At 67.1% G+C, this 20,471-nt stretch carries 24 protein-coding genes; 8 read left to right on the top strand and 16 right to left on the bottom strand.

The window, feature by feature from the left end:
• Positions 1–6 precede the first annotated feature (6 nt).
• The 4 genes from NRB56_RS02080 to NRB56_RS02065 all read left to right on the top strand — a co-directional run bounded on the left by NRB56_RS02080 (position 7) and on the right by NRB56_RS02065 (position 2,962).
• On the top strand, positions 7–1,494 hold the full coding sequence (locus tag NRB56_RS02080; RefSeq protein ID WP_153338732.1) for an EndoU domain-containing protein: 1,488 nt from the start codon (positions 7–9) through the stop codon (positions 1,492–1,494).
• Between the two features lie 17 nt (positions 1,495–1,511).
• Positions 1,512–1,826 carry a hypothetical protein gene (locus tag NRB56_RS02075; RefSeq protein WP_153338731.1) on the top strand — a complete coding sequence of 105 codons (315 nt, stop codon included), beginning with the start codon at positions 1,512–1,514 and terminating at the stop codon, positions 1,824–1,826.
• Positions 1,827–1,943: 117 nt separating this feature from the next.
• Complete coding sequence (locus tag NRB56_RS02070) at positions 1,944–2,648, top strand: nucleotidyl transferase AbiEii/AbiGii toxin family protein (protein ID WP_153338730.1); 705 nt, start codon at positions 1,944–1,946, stop codon at positions 2,646–2,648.
• Between the two features lie 14 nt (positions 2,649–2,662).
• Positions 2,663–2,962 (top strand): hypothetical protein, encoded by a 300-nt coding sequence (locus tag NRB56_RS02065; RefSeq protein ID WP_153338729.1) that lies wholly within the window; start codon positions 2,663–2,665, stop codon positions 2,960–2,962.
• A 388-nt stretch (positions 2,963–3,350) separates the two neighbouring features.
• Here NRB56_RS02065 and NRB56_RS02060 read toward each other — a convergent pair whose 3' ends face one another.
• The 10 genes from NRB56_RS02060 to NRB56_RS02015 form a co-directional block, all read right to left on the bottom strand.
• On the bottom strand, positions 3,351–3,554 hold the full coding sequence (locus NRB56_RS02060; RefSeq protein ID WP_153338728.1) for an EF-hand domain-containing protein: 204 nt from the start codon (positions 3,552–3,554) through the stop codon (positions 3,351–3,353).
• Between the two features lie 422 nt (positions 3,555–3,976).
• Entirely contained in the window at positions 3,977–4,807 is an 831-nt protein-coding gene (locus tag NRB56_RS02055) for a SigB/SigF/SigG family RNA polymerase sigma factor (protein ID WP_153338727.1), read from the bottom strand.
• 125 nt (positions 4,808–4,932) lie between these two features.
• A complete protein-coding gene (locus tag NRB56_RS02050; RefSeq protein WP_153338726.1) occupies positions 4,933–5,076 on the bottom strand; it encodes a hypothetical protein in 144 nt (47 codons plus the stop codon).
• 151 nt (positions 5,077–5,227) lie between these two features.
• Positions 5,228–5,572 carry a cold shock domain-containing protein gene (locus NRB56_RS40390; RefSeq protein ID WP_153338725.1) on the bottom strand — a complete coding sequence of 115 codons (345 nt, stop codon included), beginning with the start codon at positions 5,570–5,572 and terminating at the stop codon, positions 5,228–5,230.
• Positions 5,573–5,865: 293 nt separating this feature from the next.
• Positions 5,866–6,291 carry an Hsp20/alpha crystallin family protein gene (locus NRB56_RS02040; protein ID WP_319942494.1) on the bottom strand — a complete coding sequence of 142 codons (426 nt, stop codon included), beginning with the start codon at positions 6,289–6,291 and terminating at the stop codon, positions 5,866–5,868.
• Between the two features lie 171 nt (positions 6,292–6,462).
• Positions 6,463–8,070: a fatty-acid--CoA ligase FadD5 gene (gene fadD5, locus NRB56_RS02035; RefSeq protein ID WP_153338724.1), complete on the bottom strand. Its 1,608-nt coding sequence runs from the start codon at positions 8,068–8,070 to the stop codon at positions 6,463–6,465.
• A gap of 105 nt (positions 8,071–8,175) precedes the next feature.
• Positions 8,176–8,733, bottom strand: coding sequence for a hypothetical protein (locus NRB56_RS02030; protein WP_153338723.1), 558 nt, complete (start codon positions 8,731–8,733; stop codon positions 8,176–8,178).
• A gap of 111 nt (positions 8,734–8,844) precedes the next feature.
• A complete protein-coding gene (locus NRB56_RS02025) occupies positions 8,845–9,381 on the bottom strand; it encodes a glutathione peroxidase (RefSeq protein WP_153338722.1) in 537 nt (178 codons plus the stop codon).
• 100 nt (positions 9,382–9,481) lie between these two features.
• Positions 9,482–9,886 carry a type II toxin-antitoxin system VapC family toxin gene (locus NRB56_RS02020; RefSeq protein WP_153338721.1) on the bottom strand — a complete coding sequence of 135 codons (405 nt, stop codon included), beginning with the start codon at positions 9,884–9,886 and terminating at the stop codon, positions 9,482–9,484.
• Positions 9,887–9,894: 8 nt separating this feature from the next.
• Positions 9,895–10,119, bottom strand: a complete 225-nt coding sequence (locus NRB56_RS02015) for a ribbon-helix-helix domain-containing protein (protein ID WP_153338720.1) — start codon at positions 10,117–10,119, stop codon at positions 9,895–9,897.
• A gap of 158 nt (positions 10,120–10,277) precedes the next feature.
• Here NRB56_RS02015 and NRB56_RS02010 point away from each other — a divergent pair, with 158 nt between their 5' ends.
• Both NRB56_RS02010 and NRB56_RS02005 read left to right on the top strand, forming a co-directional pair.
• On the top strand, positions 10,278–11,033 hold the full coding sequence (locus tag NRB56_RS02010; RefSeq protein ID WP_153338719.1) for an alpha/beta fold hydrolase: 756 nt from the start codon (positions 10,278–10,280) through the stop codon (positions 11,031–11,033).
• Positions 11,034–11,377: 344 nt separating this feature from the next.
• Entirely contained in the window at positions 11,378–12,193 is an 816-nt protein-coding gene (locus NRB56_RS02005) for a glycosyltransferase family 2 protein (RefSeq protein WP_319942442.1), read from the top strand.
• A gap of 4 nt (positions 12,194–12,197) precedes the next feature.
• On the opposite strand, the gene NRB56_RS02000 is transcribed toward NRB56_RS02005, so the two are convergent.
• Together NRB56_RS02000 and NRB56_RS01995 are read right to left on the bottom strand one after the other, a co-directional pair.
• Entirely contained in the window at positions 12,198–12,791 is a 594-nt protein-coding gene (locus NRB56_RS02000) for an MspA family porin (RefSeq protein WP_319942441.1), read from the bottom strand.
• Positions 12,792–12,938: 147 nt separating this feature from the next.
• Entirely contained in the window at positions 12,939–14,042 is a 1,104-nt protein-coding gene (locus NRB56_RS01995; protein WP_319942440.1) for a methyltransferase domain-containing protein, read from the bottom strand.
• A gap of 146 nt (positions 14,043–14,188) precedes the next feature.
• Here NRB56_RS01995 and rfbC point away from each other — a divergent pair, with 146 nt between their 5' ends.
• Positions 14,189–14,758, top strand: coding sequence for a dTDP-4-dehydrorhamnose 3,5-epimerase (rfbC, locus tag NRB56_RS01990; RefSeq protein ID WP_319942439.1), 570 nt, complete (start codon positions 14,189–14,191; stop codon positions 14,756–14,758).
• A gap of 12 nt (positions 14,759–14,770) precedes the next feature.
• Here the strand turns inward: rfbC and NRB56_RS01985 are convergent, their stop codons facing one another.
• Genes NRB56_RS01985 through NRB56_RS01970 form a run of 4 tightly spaced genes read right to left on the bottom strand, consistent with a single transcriptional unit; the run spans position 14,771 to position 18,478 of the window.
• Complete coding sequence (locus NRB56_RS01985; protein WP_153339021.1) at positions 14,771–15,799, bottom strand: NAD-dependent epimerase/dehydratase family protein; 1,029 nt, start codon at positions 15,797–15,799, stop codon at positions 14,771–14,773.
• A gap of 2 nt (positions 15,800–15,801) precedes the next feature.
• Positions 15,802–16,452 carry a PIG-L deacetylase family protein gene (locus NRB56_RS01980; RefSeq protein ID WP_153338717.1) on the bottom strand — a complete coding sequence of 217 codons (651 nt, stop codon included), beginning with the start codon at positions 16,450–16,452 and terminating at the stop codon, positions 15,802–15,804.
• Complete coding sequence (locus NRB56_RS01975; protein ID WP_319942438.1) at positions 16,446–17,231, bottom strand: glycosyltransferase family protein; 786 nt, start codon at positions 17,229–17,231, stop codon at positions 16,446–16,448. The genes NRB56_RS01980 and NRB56_RS01975 overlap by 7 nt, the downstream gene beginning before the upstream one ends.
• Positions 17,228–18,478 (bottom strand): class I SAM-dependent methyltransferase, encoded by a 1,251-nt coding sequence (locus NRB56_RS01970; protein WP_319942437.1) that lies wholly within the window; start codon positions 18,476–18,478, stop codon positions 17,228–17,230. Before NRB56_RS01970 ends, NRB56_RS01975 begins: the two co-directional genes overlap by 4 nt.
• 508 nt (positions 18,479–18,986) lie before the next feature.
• Between NRB56_RS01970 and NRB56_RS01965 the strand changes: the two genes are divergently transcribed.
• Positions 18,987–20,471 (top strand): sugar transferase, encoded by a 1,485-nt coding sequence (locus NRB56_RS01965; protein ID WP_153338715.1) that lies wholly within the window; start codon positions 18,987–18,989, stop codon positions 20,469–20,471.

Below are 20,471 nucleotides of genomic sequence, written 5' to 3'. Positions count from 1 at the left end.
GCACGCATGATTCGACTCATCGCCCGCAGCTTCTTCGCGGTCCTCGCCGCCGTCCTGCTGCTCGGCTCGTCGGTGTCCGCACAGCCTCCGGCGATTCCGGAGCCCACTCCGTCGGATGTAGCTCGGATCGCCCCGAACAATCGCAATCCCGCCGCGCTGAGTCAGCGGATTGCTGTCTTCGACGCCGAGGTGAACGGCTTTCTGAGCCGCGCTACGGCTCACCGCAACTGGGAATCCCGGCTTGGGACCGAGGAAACGGCTCTCCGGGGCCGGAAGGCCGCACTCGACGCGGAGGGCAATGCGCTGGAGGCGCGGCGACCGTCGCCCTACGCGTCGGGTGGGGCGATCAGTGCGTTCAACGCGCAGATCGATGCCTACAACGGGAAGGTCGACGCTTACAACACCGATGTCGACAATCACGATGCGGACATCGGGCGGTACAACGGTGAGCGGACCGCTCTACTCACCCTGCAGCAGCAGTTGTTGCAGGAGGCGGAGGCCATCGATGCGGAGCTGGCACACGTCGAGACCGAAGCACAGCGTGCGAGCCGGCCACGTCCGACGGCACCCCAGCCGGGAAATCAGCCGCAGAAGCAGGCACCGACCGGCGTGGGGAAACCCCAGGCCCCAGCATCCGGTAATGCCGCCAGTCGGCAACAGCAGACTGCCGCGTTGCGAAAGTATGCGCAGGACAAGGGTGTTCAGCTCGTCGAACGACCGGTCACCTCTCGGCTGACGGCCGACACGCTGAGCCGCATGTCCGAGCAGGAAGTCGCCGCGCTCACCGGCGGTGGACAACGCCAATTCGATGCCCTGGTACGTCGGCCGGACGGAACCTATGTCGGAGTAGTGGTCCGCCGCCCGGCCGGAGCCGCCCCGAGCGAGGCGGCGTTCGACGCGTCGATCTCCCGTGGTGGACAGGCGCAGACCACGCTCGACGGCGCCGACATCACCATCACCCAGGTCGACGTGATCGACCCGGTCGCGAACGAGGGTGGACTCCCGAAGCCAGCAGTCCCTGCTCCTCCGCCTGGCTCGGCGGCGGCGCCGACCACTGCCGCCCCGAACGAATCCGGCACCGAGCAAGCCGATACTCCAACCACCGGCAGCCCGAATTCGACCGCGGGTACGCTGTGGGGTGTCGTCCCGAACGGGCCGTCGAATATCACGATCACCCAGCGGGATCGCATTCATATCCTGGACGGTCACGGCGACGGCATCAACGGGGGTCATGCTCCAGGGACAGGTATGCCGAACAAGACCGAGTTCCCGGACGATTGGGAAGACGACGAGATCATCGACCGGATCGTGGACGTGGCACGGAATCCGGACCACCCACCCGAGTTGCAGAAGAACGGTCGGTGGCTGGTCAAGGGTCGCCGAAACGGCGTCGACATCGAGGTGGTGGTTCTGCCCGGCGGGCGCGTCTGGACCGGGTACCCCACGGGCGGGCAGGGCGTGATCCACAATGACGAGCACGGCAATCCGAAATAGGCGGAATCGAGGAATCAGTGGATCTGGTCAAGTTGCACAACGACTCCCGCGCGCTGCTGGAGCGATTCGCCGACCGCCTGTCCGTAGAAACCCTCGCCACCTATCGCACATTCAGCGATGTCGGCGAATGGGGTGAGTTGATCGACAATCTTTGTGCCAGTTTGGTTCTCGACCGCATCCCGATGACGCCGGCCGAGCGAGACAGTGTGACGGCACTACTGGCGATGTTCCCGATCCCGCCGGAGGACTACACCTTCCTCGGCGACCCATCCCGTGTCCTCACCGGGCTCAATGTCGTCGATGAGCCAGCCGTGGTCCGAAAATCTGAATGAAGCCGAGCCATTCCTCATCGCTGGACGGCTGGTCGTCAGTTCCATCGGCGCGACACTCCTGTACGACGCGTGCAGCCGACGCCGCGGCGGCCGTCTGGATCGAGCAGAATCTGGGACATGTCGAGCGAGGCGCAAGCACCTTCGGGCGATGACCCGATCGATACGCGATGGCGGGCCATCCTGGATGCCGTCTTGACCGTACAGTCACTGCTACCCAATGCCACGATGATCGGCGGGTCTGCGGTCACTGTTCATACCGGCCACCGTCTATCGGGTGATGCCGATCTCGTCCTGCGCAACCTCGATCGCGACTGGCAAGAGGTCCGTTCCGAGCTCGAAGACCTTCAAGACTGGATCACCGACCATCCCAAGATCCCGACCAACTTGATGGGTCGCTACGGCGGCGCTCGCGTATCGGTCCGCAAACTGAACCGGCTCCGCGACATAGAACTGGCCGAGGTCACTTACCAGGGTCGTCCGTTGCGAGTCGCCGCGCCGGCCGAACTTGTCCGTATGAAGGCACTGGCAATACTCGCCCGGAATCTCACCAGGGACTACGTCGACATCGTTGCCCTTGATGAAGGCCTACGGGAAGCAGGCAGTTCCGCCGCGACTGCAATCGCGGCCTTCGATAACTACTACAGCGAGCACAAGTCCGCAGGTTCGCTGGCACGTCAGGTCATCACCGCGTTGGCCGACCCGAATCCCCGCGAAACCGACCCGCAAGCAGTACTCGATGAGCTGGCTGGACTGCGGAACGACCTGAAGAACTGGGAGCAGATACGCTTGAGGTGCCAGCGTATCGCCGAGGACATCGAATAGTTGCGGGCGGAGCCATGACCAGCAACATCTACTACAACACCATCCATCGAGACGATGCCGATCCGCGGATCCTGCAGGAACAAGACCTGCTCAACCTCGTAGAATACGGCGGGCTCGGCGATTGGCGACCACTGCTGCAGGCGCTACGGGAAGCGCCGTACGGCCTGGTAGCCACTAAGCTGGAGAAGATCCTGGACCTGGTCGAATCTGTGGGAGCCGCCGAGTTCTTCCAGATCAAGCTGAACCACTACCGAGGCATTCCACTCGATCACGTCGTGACCGTAGACAAACCGGAGCGATTCTGGGGGATCTGACGGCTGTGACCACGCCGCTATGGCACCGTTACGCAGGGGATCCGGTCAAGTTGCAGAACGATTCTCGTGCGCTCCTGGAGCGATTCGTCGACCGGTTGCCCGCAGACGCCCTCGCGACTTGTCGCAGGTTCAGCGATGTCGGCGAATGGGGTGATTTGATCGACAACCTGTGTGCCAGTTGCGTTCTCGACCGCATCCCGCCGAGCGCGACAGCTTGGCGGCTCTGCTGGCGACGTTTCCGACCCCGCCGGAGGACTACGTCCACCTCGGCGACCCGCGACGAGTCGCGGCCAGACTGAACGTCGTCGACAAATCGTGCGGACGGCGGAGAAAGTTCGAGCGGTGACCTATACGGTCACCGCCCGAGTTGTTTCGTCCGTCGCCCAAGCTAGTTGCGGGAGAGGTGGGACTGCTCAAATTCCGCGAAACTTATCTGGTCGTCGTCGTCCTTGTCGAGCAGGTTGAAGTACCTCGACGCGGCCGAATCGCTGACCGACCTTTTGTTGTCGAGATGGGCCTTCAGTTCGGCGCACGAGATGTAGCCATCGGTGTCGGTATCGATTTCGTCGAAGATCTGCTTGGCATTGGCCATGACGATGTCTCCCTCAGCTGTGCGGAATGATTTCCCGTTTCGGGTCGGACTCCGAGCTCAGAACTCGGCCAAGGTACCACCGGGGCCGACGCTGTGGAGACAGGAATTCGGGGGGAAGCCATAGCTTGACAGAGCTATGACTGCATCGAGACCGCATCAGTGTGTGACCTGGATCTACCCGCGGGGAACTCGGCACGTCTCACCATCGCCGCGATGCCTGGATCGGCGATGATCGCGGCGCCGATTGCGGCCATGATCAGTGCGTGGGCCGCGAGGGCTGCGGTGAACAGAATCAGTCCGACTATCGGAATACCCGCTCCTGTACGCGACAGTGGTTGTGACAGGGATGTTTTCACTGCCCGAGGGATGCGGTCCCGGTTCGGGAGAGCTGTCCGGGACCGCGGCGCACCTCGGCCGGATGGTTACGCCGATCGGGCGGTGTCGGTGAGGGCTTGTTCGCGCAGGGTGGTGAGCAGGCGGGACAGTAGGCGGGATACCTGCATCTGGGAGACGCCGAGGCGGGCGGCTATCTCGCTCTGGGTGGCGCCTTCGTAGTAGCGCCACACCAGGACTCGGCGGTCTCGGTCGGGTAGGCGGTCCAGGAGGGGGCGGACGGTGATCGCGTCCTCGATGAGGCCGTAGCAGGGTTCGATGGTGGCCAGGCGGCGGATCGGGGGTGGGGTGGTCTGGTCGTCGGTGTCGTCGCCGGCGTCCAGCGGGTTGCTGTCGTAGCCGTTGGAGGCGATCAGGACCTGGACGACCTCGTCGCGGTCCAGGCCGAGGGCGTCGGCGATGTCGGTGGCGGTCGGCATGCGGCCCAGTTGCTGGATGAGTTTCGGGGTGACGGCGTTGATGTCGGTGCGTAGTTCTTTCAGGCGGCGGGGTACCCGCACTGCCCAGGTTCGGTCGCGGAAGTGGCGGCGTACCTCGCCCATGATCGTCGGGATCGCGAAGGATACGAACGTGGCTCCGCGGGTGGGGTCGAATCGGGCGATGGCTTCCAGGAGTCCGCAGCGGGCGACCTGGAGGAGGTCGTCGTAGTACTCGCCGCGGCCGCTGTAGCAGCGGGCGATGTGCTCGGCCAGGGGCAGGCAGTGGCCGATGATCTCCTCCCGCAACCGCTTCCATTCCGGGCCGCCGGGGTCGAGGCGGGCCAGTTCCGTGAAGCGCGGCTCGATCCCGTCGTAGGGATCGCGGCCACGCCGGGACGGATCGGCGGTGGTGGTCAGGGGGCGGTCGTATACCTCGGTCATGGGCCATACCTCCGAGCACAAGGACGAACGGTCACGCATCGGCGCACCGCGCGGTGCGCCGATGCGTGCGGATACCGGCGGCCGCGGCCGTCAAACCTCGAGATGCCGACTTCCTGACGAAACACTCAGTGGCGGTGCCGCTTTGCCGGGGTTCCGGTGGAGTGGAAGCGGTGGCGGGCTTCGTGCCAGTAGGTCGCGGCGACGGTCGCCCATGCTGTGGTCGCGGCGACGGCGGGCACGGCCACCGTCGCGATTGCCAGGGTCAGCATCACCGCACCGGGGCGAAACGGCTCGGGCGGGTGGGGCCGGGCGACGGTATTGCCATGACCTCTTGCCACCATCGGTCGAGCGGGCTGGGATCTGGCCATTTCACGAACGGCGCCTCCGCGGTGTCGGTGGCAGCCGGGGATACGGTCGTGGTCACGGTGTCGGTCCTTCGTCGTGCGTGCCCGCGGTGGGCGCGGGCCGGGTGACAGTGCGGTCGGGGATCGGCAGGGGCCGCACCGATGCCGCTTCGGGCCCGTGCCGGGTGCCGACCGTGGTGAACGCGACCGGCTGGCCGGCGACCAGTCGCCGGTAGCCGGGGGTGTCGACGGCGCTGTACTGGACGAAGATCGGCGCACCGCCGTCGGCGGGGGTGATGAATCCGAACCCTTTGGCCTCGTCGAACCAGGCCACTTCCCCGCGCTGCCATCGGCGGGCCGCCGTGCCGGTCGATGCCGGCGAGGCGGTGGCGGGGAGTTGCGGGATCAGAATTGCGGTCATGGATGTGGTGCTTTCCGCTGTCGAACGAACAAGAAATCCGCTGGACTTCGGTGAAGGGACCGGGAGCCGCGCGGGTCGCGCGAGCTGAAGGGGCCGATGAGGTGCAACAGGAAGGTGGCTCGCGCGACGGGACGCGGCTACCCGGTCGTCCGGCTACGAAACGTATGTACACGAGAATTTTTCCGGCGATACCTCCTTTCCGTGAAAGGATCTGCGATCGTCCCGGACGGCCACTCACGCAGTGCGCGACGAGGGGAATGCGCTCGGCGGGGAGTGTCGCGGTCCGGTCCGGGTCAGTGGCTGGTCAGTTCGTGTTGCCGGTCGGCGGTGTGGTCGATGGTGATCTTGCGAGGTTTGGCCTTGTCGGCCACAGGGATTCGCACGCGGAGCACCCCGTCGGTGTAGTCGGCGCGGACCTGCTCGGTGTCGAGAGTCTCCCCGAGGAACAACTGGCGGGAGAACACGCCGCGGGGGCGTTCCGCAGCGATCATCTGGCGGCCCGGGTCGATATCCGGGCGTTCGGCGCGCACGGTCAGCACGTTGCGCTCCAGATCCAGATCCAGCGAACCCGGGTCGATACCCGGCAGATCCAGTTCGACGACGAACTCGTCGCCGTCACGCCAGGCGTCCATCGGCATCACCGCCGGCCTCGCCGCGGTCCCCAGCACCTGCTGGGCGAAGCGGTCCAGGTCACGGAACCCGTCTGTCCGCATCAGCACGGTAGCCACCTCCACTCACTCCATTCTCTGGTTGTCGATCGCGATAATCTGTGTTGGTCGCGATAGATTTGTTTTAGCACTCATGGAAGATCGATGCAAGGTGTTGGGGTGGGAACTTGGAACGGCCAGGCAGGACGGCCCGCTCGGACAGCGGATCGGCGATCGGCCGGTTCAGTCGGCCAGCCCGACGTCCTTGCTCCCATATGCCTTCCGGAGTTCCGGCTTGACCACCTTCCCGCTGGCGTTGCGCGGGAGTTCGTCGACGATCACCAGGTCCTTCGGGTGCTTGAAGCGGGCGAGGTGCTCGTTGAGGTGGGGTTCGAGGTCGGTGAGGGTCACGTTGCCGGCGCCGGGGGTCAGGACGATCACGGCTACCGGGACCTCGCCCCACTTCTGGTGGGCGCGGCCGATCACCGCGGCTTCGGTGATGGAAGGGTGGGCGTACAAGGCGTTTTCGACTTCGGCGCAGTAGATGTTCTCGCCGCCGGAGATGATCATGTCCTTGGCGCGGTCGACCACGTAGAGGAAGCCCTCTTCGTCTTGGCGGACGAGGTCGCCGGAGTGGAACCAGCCGCCGCGGAAGGCTTCTGCGGTGCCTTGGGGGTTGTTCCAGTAGCCCTTCATGAGATTCGGGCCTCGGTAGACGATTTCGCCTACCTCGCCGGGCTTTACGTCGTTCATCATCGGGTCGACCACGCGGGCGGTCACCGCCGGGACGACCTTGCCCACCGAGCCCAGTTTGCGGATGGCGTCCTTGCCTTCGAGAACGCATGTGACGGGGGACATTTCGGTTTGGCCGAAGGCGGTCATGTTGAGAGCTTCGGGGAAGGTCTCGTTCATGGCGGTGAGGACCGTGTCGGAGGCGGGTGCCGCTCCCCAGCTGATGGTGCGCAGGGCCAGGTTGCGGGGTCTGGCCTGTTGGGCGGCGCAGATGGCCTGCCATTGGGCGGGGACCATGAAGACCGAGGTGGTGCCCTCGCGTTCCATGGTGTCGAGCATGGCGTCGGGGTCGAAGGCGCCGAGCGGGTGGATCACCGAGCGGGTGCCTCGGTACAGGACGGGGGCGAAGGCGGCCAGGCCGGCTATGTGGAAGATGGGGGGTACCACCGAGGCCACGTCGTCGTCCGAGCCGCCTTGGACGCAGTTGATCGTGGTGACCGCCTGGGCTTGCAGGTTGGTGTGAGTCAGCATGGCGCCCTTGGGTTTTCCGGTGGTGCCGGAGGTGTACATGATCAGGGCGACGGTGTCCTCGGGGACGTCGATCTCGGGGAGGCCGGCGGGATCCTCGGCGAGGAGGGTTTCGTAGTCGAGGTGGGCCGGGTCTTCGCCGTTGTCCACCACGATCATCGTGCTGATCGTGCCGGTGGACGCGCGGGCGGCGGCCATGAGGGGGGCCAGCAGTTTTTCGGTGACTATGACCTCGGCGCCGCTGTCGGTGGCGAGGTATGCGACCTCGGCGGGGCTCATCCGGATGTTGACCGGGACCGGGATCGCGCCGATCAGGTTGGCGCCGAGGACTGCTTCGAGGTATTCGGTGCGGTTCAGCAGGGCCATCAGGACCCGGTCGCCGAATCGGACGCCTCGGCGGTGGAGGGCGGCGGCGAATGCTCTGGATCGGTTGTCCAGTTCGCGCCAGGTGGTTGTGCGGTCGAGGTAGCTGATGGCCGGACGGTCGGGAGTCATGAGCGAATGGCGGTGTACCTGGTTGTTCCAGTGGTTCCGTCGCGAGTGCAGGGGTTCGGTGATCGACTCGTTCGTAGACTCCGTGGTGGCGGGCATTCTCGCTCCTGTCGTACGCGCGGTCCGAGCATCCGGGCGCTGCGGACTATGTGCTCTACGTCACAGAGTAGCGAGATTAACTTAGTTCGGTCGGTAATCGGGCGACTACTTGGCGAGGACCTTGCCGCCGGTCGGGGATACCGCGAACCAGGTGCCGCCGACGCCCTGACCGAGAAGGTCGCCGGGGTTCTTGTCCTTGGCGAAGTAGTAGACCGGCCAGCCGCCGATGGTGATCTGGCAGGTGCCGTCGGCGCGCTCGATGAAGCCGGTCAACTGGGGGTCGAGGCCGTCGACGTAGAGGTTCTGGCCGCGGCTGACCAGCAGCGGGGGCCAGGTGGTGGCGCAGTCGCCGTTGCAGTTCGAGACCGAGGGCTTCGGGGTGTCCTTGTCGAAGCGGTACAGGGAGCGGCCGTCGCGGTCGGTGACCCGCATGCCGACGGTGGGGTCGATGACTACGCGGAGTTCGATGTTGTTGGCGCCCTGCGGGGCCTGGCCGTTGTAGATGCTCAGCCAGCCTTGGGTTTTCGCGAGGACCGGGGCCTGGGCGGTGGCGGCCGGCGGGACCGGGTCCGCGGTGGCAGCGGGGGCGGCGGCCAGGGCCAGCACCCCGGCCGTGGCGAGTGCGGCGGCCGCGGTGCTGAGCATCGTGGTGAAGCGGGACATGGTTTCCTCCGAAGTGACCGGTTCGTGTGTGCACACGATTCTTCGGATTCGACAGCGAAAGGTCTGTTCGCGCGGTGACAGTGGTTGTGTATCCGCGGTTACACAGGTGGCTCAGTCGAGGAGGAGCGCGATGTCGGCGCCGATCTCCTCCGGGGTGGCGGTGGACTCGTAGCGCCGGATGACCTCGCCGTCGCGGCCTACCAGGAACTTGGTGAAGTTCCACTTGACCTCGTCGGTGCCGATGGTCTCGGGGCGGTTCTTGGCGATGTGCTCGTAGAGGAACCCCGCGTCGGGGCCGAAGTCGCCGGGGGCCTCGGCACGCAGGTAGGTGTAGAGGGGATCGGCGTCGGGGCCGTTCACTTCCAGCTTCGCGAAGACCGGGAAGGTGACGTTGTATTCGGTGGAGCAGAAGTCCTGGATCTCGGCGTTCGTGCCGGGTTCCTGGTCGCCGAACTGGTTGCAGGGGAAGCCGAGGATGTCCAGGCCGCGGTCCTTGGTCGCCTGATGCAGCGCTTCCAGGCCGGCGTACTGGGGAGTGAAGCCGCACTTGCTGGCGACGTTCACGATCAGGATCACCCGGTCCTTGTAGTCGCCGAGGGACTTGGTCTCGCCGTTCGCGGTGGTCACGCTGTATTCGTAGACACTCATGGCATCGACCATAGTCGTGATCTCGCCGCTCGCGATCGTCACCGATTCGACTTCTGCGACACTGTCTTCCGATCCGGACTTTCCGCTGATGGGGTCATCGTTACGGCAGTAGCTCGAAAGCGTCGACGTGCTTCGGCCGGACGGCTGAGAAGTGCCGCCGGTCGACGGTCGCGACCCGCGTGATGTTCAGCCGTTCCGCCGCGGCTACGACCGATGCGTCGGCGGTACCGAGCGGCCAATCTCGGTACCGGGCGACAAGTTGAGCGATCCGAAGCCAATCGGCGGGATGAACGGACTCGACCTCGAACAGACCTTCAGCGAAGTCGCCGAGAAAGCGAACTTCAGCCTCGGCACCGAGACGGGTGCCGATGAGGTAGGCAGCTTCGGTGATCACCAACGTCGGGACCACGAGCGGACCTCGATGGTTCTGCAGGAGATCCAGGCACGCACGGTGATGTGCGTCGTCGGCGTCGACATAGGCATACAACGGGCCCGCATCGACCAAGAGGCGAGTTATCGGTCCCACTCCCCCCGCAGGATCTCTTCGATCCGCTCGGAAATATCCGATCGTCCGCTGTGACCGGCACCCGCTGCACCGAAACTGCGTTTGCCTTCGTTCGGCAGATGCGCGGCGATGGCCTCACGAGTCCAATCGGACACAGTCATCTCACGTCGCGCAGCCTCATGCCTGACCCGACTGTCCAGGTCATCCGCTAGTTTGATGGTCGTACGCTTCATGGTATGCCAGCATACCCTACGCCGCCGGGTTCGAACCACACGGAATACCCGGAGGGCGGGTCCTAGGGAGAGTGCTCCGCTCCTCATCATCCACTTTTGCTGGCATCGTCTGTGGCACTTCAGGTTTCGCGGAGGAGGCAGGCGTGCGGGAGATATGTGTGGGATCGGCTCGGATTCCGTATCGGGTGTTCGGGAGTGGGCGGCCGTTGGTGCTGGTGCACGGGGGTAGTCCGGGGTCGAAGGCGTGGGAGGTCGCGGCCTCGGCGCTCGCGGAGAGCAGAATGGTTGTGCTGCCGGATCTTTCGGGTAGTGATGCGGCGCGGGACGATGGTGGGGAGTTGACGGTCGAGGTGCTCGCCGAGCAGGTCGCCGCGGTGATCTCCGATCTGGGGCAGGGGCCCGCCGATGCCGCGGGGCATTCGATGGGTGGGGCGGTGGTGGCTGCGCTCGCGGTGGCGCGGCCGGAGTTGGTTCGCAGTCTTGTGCTGGTCACGGGGTGGACGGGGCGGGGTGATCGGTATCTGCGGGAGGCGACGGTGCTGTGGCGGCAGCTCGCCGGTGATACCGAGGCGTTCGCGCGGTACAGCATGTTGATCGCGTTCAGCCGGGAGTATCTGGAATCCGTGCCGGCGGGGACCGTGGCGGAAATGGCGGCGGCTTATCGGCCGGTTCCGGGGCGGTTGCGGCAGATCGATCTGGCGTTGCGGCTCGACGTGCGCGATCTGCTGCCTGAGGTCTCGGTGCCGACGTTGGTGATCGGGTGTTCGCGCGACACATTGATTTCCGCGCGGTATTCCCGGGAGCTGGCCGCCGCGATCACCGGGGCCGAGTACGCGGAAATCGAGAGCGGGCATCAGGTGATGGTCGAGCGGCCGGAGGAGTTCGTGGAACTCGTTCGTGGATTCGCGGGCTGAACGGGCCTTCGCAATTCGGGCTGCGCCGGCTCCGCTTGCCGAGTTCGCCGGGTGGATGCGATCCGGCCGTCGCGGGAGGTCGTCGGGCCGGGCCGACCTCGCCGTGAAGCACGCCGTGTACTCCGCGGGGACCCGAATTCGGGGGTCTTCTCAGCTGTGGCACTGCTGTTGCACATGCGATAGGTTTGCGGCGAACAGCTGCTTCTCCGAACGACGGTCCGGTGGGTGACGGCGTCTCAGGAGGCAGGGATGAGGGAATTCGGCGGGTGGCCGGGGGGTCGGCGGGCTGGGTCGTCGGGTGGCGGGGCAGTCGAGGAGGGCTAGCAATTTCTCTGTCGATCTGTGTGCCGGCCTACAACGCGGCCGGGACGCTCGCGACGACCATGCGGTCGATCCTGGATCAGGATGCCGATTTCGAACTGCTGGTGCTCGACAACGCGAGTACCGACGGGACCGGGGACGTGGCCCGCGGTTTCGATGATCCGCGGGTGCGGGTGCATCGCAACGAGCGGGTGCTGCCGATCGGGGACAACTGGAACCGGGCCGTCGAGATCTCCTCGGGCGAGTTGGTGAAGGTGGTCTGCGCGGACGACATTCTGATGCCGGGGACGTTGCAGGCGCAGCTGGATCTGATGCGGGACGACGAGATCGCGCTCAGTTCCACGAAATTCGATGTCATCGACGAGGTCGGTGAGGTCGAGGATTCCGGGCTGGGGCTGCCGGGGCTGGTGGGTGCGCAGTCGGTGCTCTCGTTGATGCGGGCGATCGTGCGGCACGGGCCGGCCGAATTCGGGCCTACGGCGGCGGCGATGTTCCGGCGGCGGGATTTTCAGCGGGTCGGTGGTTTTCGCGGTGATCTGGTGTTCCCGATGGATGTGGACCTGTTCGCGCGGGTGTGCGAGTCGGGGGCCTTCTACGGGATGCCGGATGTGTCTGCGGCGTGGCGTAATTCGTCGTTCAATCTGTGCAGCCGGACGTCCACGGTGTCGAAGCTGACCGAGCAGGCCCGCTTCCATCATCGGCTCGGGCGGGAGTATCCGGAGCTGGTCGCGCGGGGCGATGTGATCGCCGGTGATCTGCGACTGGTCCGGCAGGCGTTGCAGCGGTTGCAGATCCGGACCATGGCGATTCTGCGTCGGCGGCCGGATCTGCTGCGCTGACCGGTCAGAGGGTCGTGGTCGGGCCGTAGGTGACGACGGTGTCGCCGCTGCTGCTCACCACCTTCACGAACGGGCGGATGGTGACCGGGCCGACCGCGCCGGTGACCGCGCCGTGGAATCCGGACATCTGGATGTAGCCTTCTGCGCCGGAGATGTCGCCGCCGGCGCATTCCACGGTCTGGATGCCGGGGCCGAAGCCGACGGCCAATTCGAGGCCCAGTCGTGGAATCAGGTCGTAGAAATCCAGTTTCAGGTCGGTGCCGGCCTCCAGCTCCACCCCGGGGGTCAGGTATTGCAGCCGGAGCTTGCCGTCCAGGGTGGCGGGGTAGCCGACCATGTAGCCGACGGTCAGGTGACCGTGCCAGTCGGTGTCGTGGTCGCCGGACACCTTGAAACCGGCTCTGCCGGAATGGAACCACTCGCGGGTGAGCGGGTTGCTGTCCAGCGGCGGCACGGAGTCGATCCGGGTGTCCGACTCGATGGCCGCGATGGTGCGCTGGTCGTGGTCGATGATGCTGCTCGTGCTGTCCACGCCGGCTGCGGCCATGCCGCCGGCGAATACCGCCGCCACCATGGCCGTGGACGCGGTGGCGGCCACACGCCGTGCGATACGGCGAGAGACTTTCCGCATTGTTCCCACTTTCCCTCATGGATGAATTGCGCCGGAATCGTTGTGGCGCAGGCTTTTTCCTCGGGCGGACACTCGGCGGGACTGCGGCGGCCCGCCCGGGTGGCGCAGGTCGGCTCACGACAGCCGGGGCACCTCCACCACCCAGCGGTCGTGCAGGGCCGGAAGTGCCGTCTCCACTTCGGGGAGCAGGTCCGGCAGGGTCAGCAGCACTCGGTCCGGTTTCGCGGCAACCAGTTCCGCGGGAGTGACGATCGGGATGTCCGTGCCGGGCATGCGGCGGCCGTGCTTGGCGGGTGACGCGTCCGCTACGGCGGTGAGCAGGTCCCGGCGCAGGCCGGCGTGGGCGAACAGGGCCACCGCGCGGGACGCGGCGCCGTACGCGAACATCCTTCGGCCCTTCGCGGTCTCGTTCTCCAGCCAGGTTCGGAGGTCGCGGGCCTGCCGGTCTGCGGCGGTCTGGAGAGTGCGGACGGTGCTGGGGTCGAGGCTCGTGGTGTCGGCGGCGAGCAGGCGGCGCACCGTGGCGTCGGGTTCGATCGGTTCGCGCCGGGCGGCCACCAGCACCGTGCCGCCGTAGAGGTCGAATTCCCAGGCGGTCATCGGGTACAGGCCCGCCGCGTTCAGCAGGGCGGTCAGCGCCGTCGGCGAGTAGTAGGCGAAATGACCGTGGCGCAACGCATTCCATTGTCCCTGCGCGAGAATGGCAGGCAGCGTGTGGAATTGCAGCAGCAGGACGCCGCCCGGTCGCAGGGCGGCGGCCCGGGTGGCCGCGGCCGCGCGCTGGTCCGGGGCGTGCATCATGCCGAAGCTGTCGATAACGAGATCGGCTGGCTCGGTGCGGGTTTCGGTGTAGCCGTGGGCGGTGAGGAGGGGTATCCAGGTGCCGCCGTGCGGGCTGCCGAACTCGCGGACGGTATGACCGGTCAGCAGGTCCGCGCTCGCCACCGCGGCGACTGCGGCGGCGGCCTGGTCGCGCAACGCCTGCGGTTCCACCCCGCGCGGCTCGGCGACGACGGTGTCGTCGTCGGCCAGTTGGGCCAGGCCGCAGCCGCGGCACAGGTCCATGGCCAGCGCATGCGCCGGGTCGGCCTCGACCGGTACCTCGAGCGGCGGAAAGTGGTCCGCCGCGAACATCTTTCCGAGATCGAGCACCCGGTCCAGCGAGGTCGCCGCACAGGCTCGGCAGGCGCGGGCAGCGCCACGGTGTCGGAGGTTCACGCGGCCGCTCCGCAGCCGCCGCGGCGGCGCGATGCCGGTCGGCCACATCGGCCATGCCCTCGCCGACGCACCGGCGCGCCGAACTCGGCCCGGCGATTGGGCCGGACCACCGCCCGCGTGCCCCGGACCCGTGGCACTATGCCGGGGTGCGTATCGAGCAGACCGACCTCTTCGATGTGTTGCTGCTGGTCCCGGAGCCGTTCCGGGACGAGCGTGGCCTGTTCACCCGGACCTTCGACGCCGACGAGTTCGACGCTCACCTCCAGGTTCCCGGGGCCGCGGCCGCGTTCGTCCAGGACTCGCAGTCGCGGTCTATCCGCGGGGTGGTGCGGGGGATGCACGGGCGGTCGGGGCGGGGCGAGGGCAAGCTGGTGCGGTGTGCGCGGGGGGCGATCCACGACGTGCTCGTCGACATCCGGCCGGACTCGCCGACTTTCGCGCGGCAGCAGGCATTTCGGCTGGACGACAACGACTTCCGGCAGCTGTACATCCCGCCGGGGCTGCTGCACGGTTTTCAGGCGCTCACCGAGGAGGCCGACGTGTGTTACCGGATGGACCGCCCGCACGATCCGCGGGAGGATGTCGCGGTGGCGTACGACGATCCGGAGCTGGCCATCGACTGGCCGCTGCCGGTGACGGTGGTCTCCGCGCGCGATCGGGCCGCGGGCAGCTGGGCCGAACTGCTCCCGACGCTGCACCGGCACCGCACGCGGTGAGCGGGTCACCGTTCAGGCCCCGACCGCGACGCGGCACAGGGATTCGTCGATCACACCCGCGAGCGTGAGTTCCCGCAGCCGCGCGAGACGGGTGAAGCGGGTGGCGAAGTCGTCGGCGGTGAGGCCGCGGGCGGTGTATTCCCGGTACAGCTCGGCCGCGCCGTCGGCGATGCTCCAGGTCGCGCGGTAGTCGAGTTCGGTTCGGGCCCTGGTGAAGTCGACCCGGTAGGAGCGGGGGTCGGGGCCGGTCTCGTTGGCGATCACCAGGCGTGAGCCGGGAACGACGTCGACCACCGCGCGGGCGATGTCGGCGACGGTGACGTTGTTGGATTCGTCGCCGATGTTGTACGCGCGGGCGCTGATCCGCTCGGCGGGTGCGGTCAGGCAGGTGGCGAACACGGTCGCGATGTCGGCCGCGTGGACCAGCGGGCGCCACGGTGTGCCGTCCGACAGCACCCGGACCTCACCGGTCAGCACGGCGTAGCCGACCAGGTTGTTGAGGACGATATCGGCGCGCAACCGTGGCGAGAAGCCGAATGCGGTGGCGTTGCGCAGGAATACGGGGCAGAAGCCGTCGCCGGCGAGCGCCGCCACATCCGCCTCGACCCGCACCTTGCTCTCGGCGTAGGGGGTCAGCGGGTGCAGCGGGGTGTCCTCCCCCACCGGCCGGTCGCCGGCGGCGCCGTACACCGAGCAGGTGGAGGCGTACAGGAAGCGTTGCACGCCCGCGGCTTTGGCGAGTTCGGCCAGCCGCACCGAGGCGTGGTGGTTGATGTCGTGGGTGATCCGCGGCGCCAGCGCGCCGAGCGGGTCGTTGGACAGGGCCGCCAGATGGATCACCGCGTCGAAGCCCGCCAGGTGCTCCTCGGTGACCTCGCGCAGATCGGCGACGATGCCGGGCGGATCGCCGGGCAGCGGCCCGAGCACGCAGTCGGCGAAATAGCCGATGTCCAGGCCGATCACGTCGTGGCCCGCGGAGCGCAGCACCGGCGCCATGACCGTGCCCAGGTAGCCCTGGTGGCCGGTGAGCAGTACCCGCATGGTCACGTACCTCCGAAAGTGACAGTGGCCTTGTCGATCACGAAGGCCTCGGCGTGGTCGGCGCGGCACTGGACGCCGCGCAGCCGGGCCAGCGCCAGGAAGGTCCGTTCGTCGAACCAGTCCCGATCCCGCTGGGACGGATAGTGTTTCATCAGCAGTTCGGCCTTGCGGGCGGCGATGTCCGCTCGCAACTGGCAGAACAGGGTGGGCCGCGGCGTATCGGTCTCCCATTTGACGATCTCGTAGCCGAGCACCAGATGATCGCGGAATTCGGTGGGCGCGAGGCGCGCCAGCAGGCGGTGGTCCTGGTGCGCGTCGCCGGGCTGCGGGGCGAGGACCAGGTCGGGGTCGCCGCCGCGGCGGAAGCGGGCCACGGCGTCCTTCACCTCGTCCCAGTGCGTGGGGGTGCGGCCGTCCGGCAGCGACAGGACCGTGAGGTCCAGGTCGGCGCCGGGGCAGAAGTCGGTCAGCGCGGCCAGTTCCTCGGCGGCGCGCGGCGTGTCGCCGCCGCACAGGACCAGCGCCCGGACCCGCAGGCCCGCAACCGCTTCGGCGAGGGTGAGCAGCGTGCCGCCGGCGCCGATGGCCAGGTCGTCGCAGTGCGCGGCCAGCAGGGCCACCTCGCGCACGCCGTCGGCGCGCAGCGTCAGCATCGTTCGTTCCGCTCCCACACCATCCACGGCCGCATGCCGGAGTGGTAGGCGGCGTCGAGTTCGTGGCGTTCCTTGAAGGTGTCGGCCGGTTTCCAGAAGCCCAGATGCTGATAACCGACCAGCCGGCCCTGTTCGGCGAGCCGGCCGCAGGCATCCTCCACCAGGTCGCCGCCGGGCGGCAGTAGGTCGAAAACCTGTTGGGAGAGCACGAAATAGCCGCCGTTCTCCCACAGCGGCAGCTTGGCGACGGGAGTGATCCGCTCGACCTCACCGGCGGCGTTGACATCCACGCAGTGGAACGAGGATTGCGGCGGCACGATCATCATCGACGCGGCCGCACCGGCGGCGACGCACTTGTCGATCATCTCGTCCAGCGGTGCGTCGGTCAGGACGTCCGCGTAGTTGGCGAGGAAGTACTCCTCGCCCTCGAGCAGGTGCCGGACCCGGCGCAGTCGTTCGCCGATCGCCGAATCCAGGCCGGTGTCCACGAAAGTGATTGTCCAGTCGCTGATGTCGGAGGCCAGCAGCTGAACCTGCCCGTCGCGGATGACGAAATCGTTGGAGACCGACTCCTGATAGGTGAGGAAGAAGTTCTTGATGTGGGCGGCGCCGTAACCGAGGCAGAGGATGAACTCCTTGTGCCCGAAGTGCGCGTAGTACCGCATCACATGCCAGATCAGCGGCCGCGGGCCGACCAGTTGCATCGGCTTCGGCACGGGATCGTCGGCGCCGCCGCGCATCCGCATGCCGAATCCACCGCAGAACAGGACGACTTTCACGATCTACTCCCGGACTCGGCCCCCGCCAGGTTGGCATGATGCAGTGTCGGCAGCGGATACACCAGCTGCCCGCCCCAGGAGCCGACATGCCGCAGTTGCGCGGTGATCTCGGTCTCCAGATTCCACGGCAGCACCACCACGACATCGGGGCGGTCGGCATCGAGTCGTTCCGGGGGATGGATCGGGATGCGGGTGCCCGGGGTGTACCGGCCGTGCTTGTAGGGATTGCGATCCACCGTGTAGGACAACAGGTCCGGGCGGATACCGCAATAGTTGAGCAGGGTGTTGCCCTTGCCGGGCGCACCGTAGCCGGCGACGCGGCGCCCGGCCGCGCGGCAGTCCAGCAGGAATTCGAGCAGCTCCGCACGCACCTGTTCGGCGCGGTCCTGCAGATCGGAATAGCCTGCGGCGGAGTGCAATCCGGCCGACTCCTCCATCGCCAGCACCTCGGCGACCCGTGGCCGGGGCCGGGCGACCGGATCGGGCCGGGCCCACAGCCGCAGGGAGCCACCGTGTGTCGGCAGCAACTCCACGTCGACCACGGTCAGTCCGGCGGTGGCGAGCGCCCGCCGCGCGGAGGCGACCGTGTAGTACTGGAAATGTTCGTGGTAGACGGTGTCGAACTGCCCCAGCCGCACCAGGTTCAGCGCGTGGTGCACCTCGATCGACAACCAGCCGTCGTCGGCGAGCAGCCCGCGCAGGGCGCGGGTGAAGCCGAGCAGGTCGGGTACGTGCGCGTAGACGTTGTTGGCCACCACCAGATCCGCGGGGCCGTGCGCGTCCCGGATCCGTGTGGCGGTGTCCTCGTCGAGGAACGCGGTGACCGTCGGCACGCCCTTCTCGCGGGCGGCGGCGCCGACGTTGTGCGAGGGTTCGATACCCAGACAGGGGATGCCCGCGGCGACCGCGTGCTGCAACAGGTACCCGTCGTTGCTGGCCACCTCCACCAGCAGCGAGTCCGGGCCCAGGCTCAGATCGGCGATCGCCTGCTGGACGAACGTCCGCGCGTGCCGGACCCAGCTGTCGGAAAACGAAGAGTAATAAGCGTATTCGACAAAGGTGTCCGCAGGTGTTATCAGGGCCGGGATCTGCAGCAGGAGGCAATTCTCGCAGAGGCGCAGGTGCAGCGGATAGGTCGTCTCCGGAAGATCCAGCTCGGCCTCGGTGAGGAATTTCTCGCACGGCGGCGTCGCGCCCAGATCGAGCACACTGGTCAAGTGACCGGAATGGCACAAGCGACAACGCACGAGCAGTTCCCTCTGATCTTTACCACCTCGGCAGCGGCCCGGGACAAAGCAATGACCGCCCGTTCCCGCCGGCCCACACTACAACACGGATTCATGTTTCGCGCGACGGCCGCCGGGTACATTCCGGCGCGGAGCCACTTCAGAACTCGGCATCTTTTCGGACAAGAGTTCATAAAGTTTCGGGAACAGCTCTTGCGTTCCGGTCCCGTCTAAGCTGGTACACAGCGGACAAACGCCCGAAACGTCGGCACGGAATGCCCGACCCGGGGGCGCTTAGGGGATCATTAGGGGATTGACCGGTCAGTCGGTCTTATCTGTGCGCGCGGATCCCGGAATGGGTTATCCCGGCGGACATCCCGACATGCGCTTCGGGCCGCCGTTCGGTACATTTCTCTCCCGGCACCGAAAATGCCGCGTAACTCGTCAGTCTTTGTGGTGTGAATCCCTTGTCGGGTGGACCGGTCCCGGATCGGAGCCGCGTTCCGCCATGGGGGAGGTTTGTTTATTCATGCGTTTCGAGCCCAGGGCTCGCGCCAATGCGCGGGTCGTCGTACCGCCGCGTTCCGAGCGTGAACGCTGGCAACGCGAATATGAACGCTGGCTGCGCATCGGCGATCTGGTGGTGATCGTGACGGCGGTGGGTGTGGCGCACGTCATGCGGTTCGGCGGCACGGCCAATCCGCCGCTCGCGGCCACCCTCCCGCTCGAGGTGCGGTACACGGTGGTGTCGGCGTTGCTCGGGCTGGTGTGGGTGGTCTGCCTCAGCGGCGCGGGCACCCGGTCGCCGCGGATCTTCGGCAGCCCCGAGGAGTACCGGCGGCTGCTGTCCGCCACGATGACCCTGTTCGGGCTGATCGCCATCCTGTCGCTGGTGTTCCATCTCGACATCGCCCGTGGCTATCTCGCCATCGCGCTGCCGCTCGGCCTGGTGGGCCTGACCGCGCAGCGCTGGTGGTGGCGGCACTGGCTGACCAAACGGCGGCTGGTCGGGGACTGCGGGATCCGGGTGCTGGTGGTGGGCAGCCGGGACGCGGCGTCGGCGATGATCGCCGCGTTCTCCCGCGACCCCGGGTCCGGGTACCAGGTGGTCGGGATGTGCACGCCGGACATCGGCCTGGTCGGCATCGCCGTCGGCGATCGCACGATTCCCGTTGTGGGCGACGACCGTTCGGTCCTCGCGGCGGTGCGCTACACCCAGGCGGACACGGTCGCGATCACCGCTACCGACGACCTGGGCCCGGCCGACTTCCGGCACATGGCCTGGGAACTGGACCAGATCGGGGTGGAGCTGATCGTCGCGCCCGGCCTGGTCGACATCTCCGGCACCCGGCTCACCCATCAACTCGTCGCCAGCATGCCGATGCTGCACGTGGGCAAGCCGCAGTACGACCGCGCGCGCTCGAATCGCAAGGCGCTGTTCGACATCTGCTTCGCGCTGCTCGCGGTGACGATGCTGTCCCCGGTGCTGCTGGCGATCGCGATCGCGGTGAAGGTCACCAGCACCGGGCCGGTGTTCTACCTGTCCGAACGGATCGGCCGCAACGGCCGGCCGTTCCCGATGATCAAGTTCCGCAGCATGTACGTCGACGCGGACCGTCACGTCGACGCGCTCATCGCCGCTCAGGGCGGTAATACGGTGTTCTTCAAGATGAAGGACGACCCGCGGGTCACGCCGGTCGGCAAGGTGATCCGCAAGTACTCCCTCGACGAACTGCCGCAGTTCTTCAATGTGCTGCGCGGTGAGATGAGCGTGGTCGGGCCGCGGCCGCAGGTGCGCCGCGAGGTCGACTCGTACGACGGGGTCATGTGGCGGCGGCTGCTGGTCAAGCCGGGCCTGACCGGGTTGTGGCAGGTCAGCGGGCGGTCGAATCTGTCGCCCGAGGACTCGATGAACCTGGACCTGTCCTACGTGGAGAACTGGTCGATGGTGCTGGATCTGCTGCTGGTCTCCCGGACCCTCGGCGCGGTGCTGCGCGGCGAGGGCGCCTACTGA

The sequence above is a fragment of the Nocardia aurantia genome (genome assembly GCF_009604425.1).
GTDB lineage: Bacteria > Actinomycetota > Actinomycetes > Mycobacteriales > Mycobacteriaceae > Nocardia > Nocardia aurantia.
The sequence above is the reverse complement of the archived record's forward strand: the minus strand, read 5'-3'. Positions and strand labels throughout refer to the sequence as shown.

Bases quoted from the DNA above. Each gene is read 5' to 3' on its own strand.
- NRB56_RS02080 (WP_153338732.1), top strand. From the start codon at position 7: ATGATTCGACTCATCGCCCGCAGCTTCTTCGCGGTCCTCGCCGCCGTC.
- NRB56_RS02070 (WP_153338730.1), top strand. From the start codon at position 1,944: ATGTCGAGCGAGGCGCAAGCACCTTCGGGCGATGACCCGATCGATACG.
- NRB56_RS02065 (WP_153338729.1), top strand. From the start codon at position 2,663: ATGACCAGCAACATCTACTACAACACCATCCATCGAGACGATGCCGAT.
- NRB56_RS02060 (WP_153338728.1), bottom strand. From the start codon at position 3,554: ATGGCCAATGCCAAGCAGATCTTCGACGAAATCGATACCGACACCGAT.
- NRB56_RS02055 (WP_153338727.1), bottom strand. From the start codon at position 4,807: ATGACCGAGGTATACGACCGCCCCCTGACCACCACCGCCGATCCGTCC.
- NRB56_RS02050 (WP_153338726.1), bottom strand. From the start codon at position 5,076: ATGCTGACCCTGGCAATCGCGACGGTGGCCGTGCCCGCCGTCGCCGCG.
- NRB56_RS40390 (WP_153338725.1), bottom strand. From the start codon at position 5,572: ATGACCGCAATTCTGATCCCGCAACTCCCCGCCACCGCCTCGCCGGCA.
- fadD5 (WP_153338724.1), bottom strand. From the start codon at position 8,070: ATGCCCGCCACCACGGAGTCTACGAACGAGTCGATCACCGAACCCCTG.
- NRB56_RS02030 (WP_153338723.1), bottom strand. From the start codon at position 8,733: ATGTCCCGCTTCACCACGATGCTCAGCACCGCGGCCGCCGCACTCGCC.
- NRB56_RS02025 (WP_153338722.1), bottom strand. From the start codon at position 9,381: ATGAGTGTCTACGAATACAGCGTGACCACCGCGAACGGCGAGACCAAG.
- NRB56_RS02015 (WP_153338720.1), bottom strand. From the start codon at position 10,119: ATGAAGCGTACGACCATCAAACTAGCGGATGACCTGGACAGTCGGGTC.
- NRB56_RS01985 (WP_153339021.1), bottom strand. From the start codon at position 15,799: ATGCGGGTACTGCTCACCGGCCACCAGGGCTACCTGGGCACGGTCATG.
- NRB56_RS01980 (WP_153338717.1), bottom strand. From the start codon at position 16,452: ATGCTGACGCTGCGCGCCGACGGCGTGCGCGAGGTGGCCCTGCTGGCC.
- NRB56_RS01965 (WP_153338715.1), top strand. From the start codon at position 18,987: ATGCGTTTCGAGCCCAGGGCTCGCGCCAATGCGCGGGTCGTCGTACCG.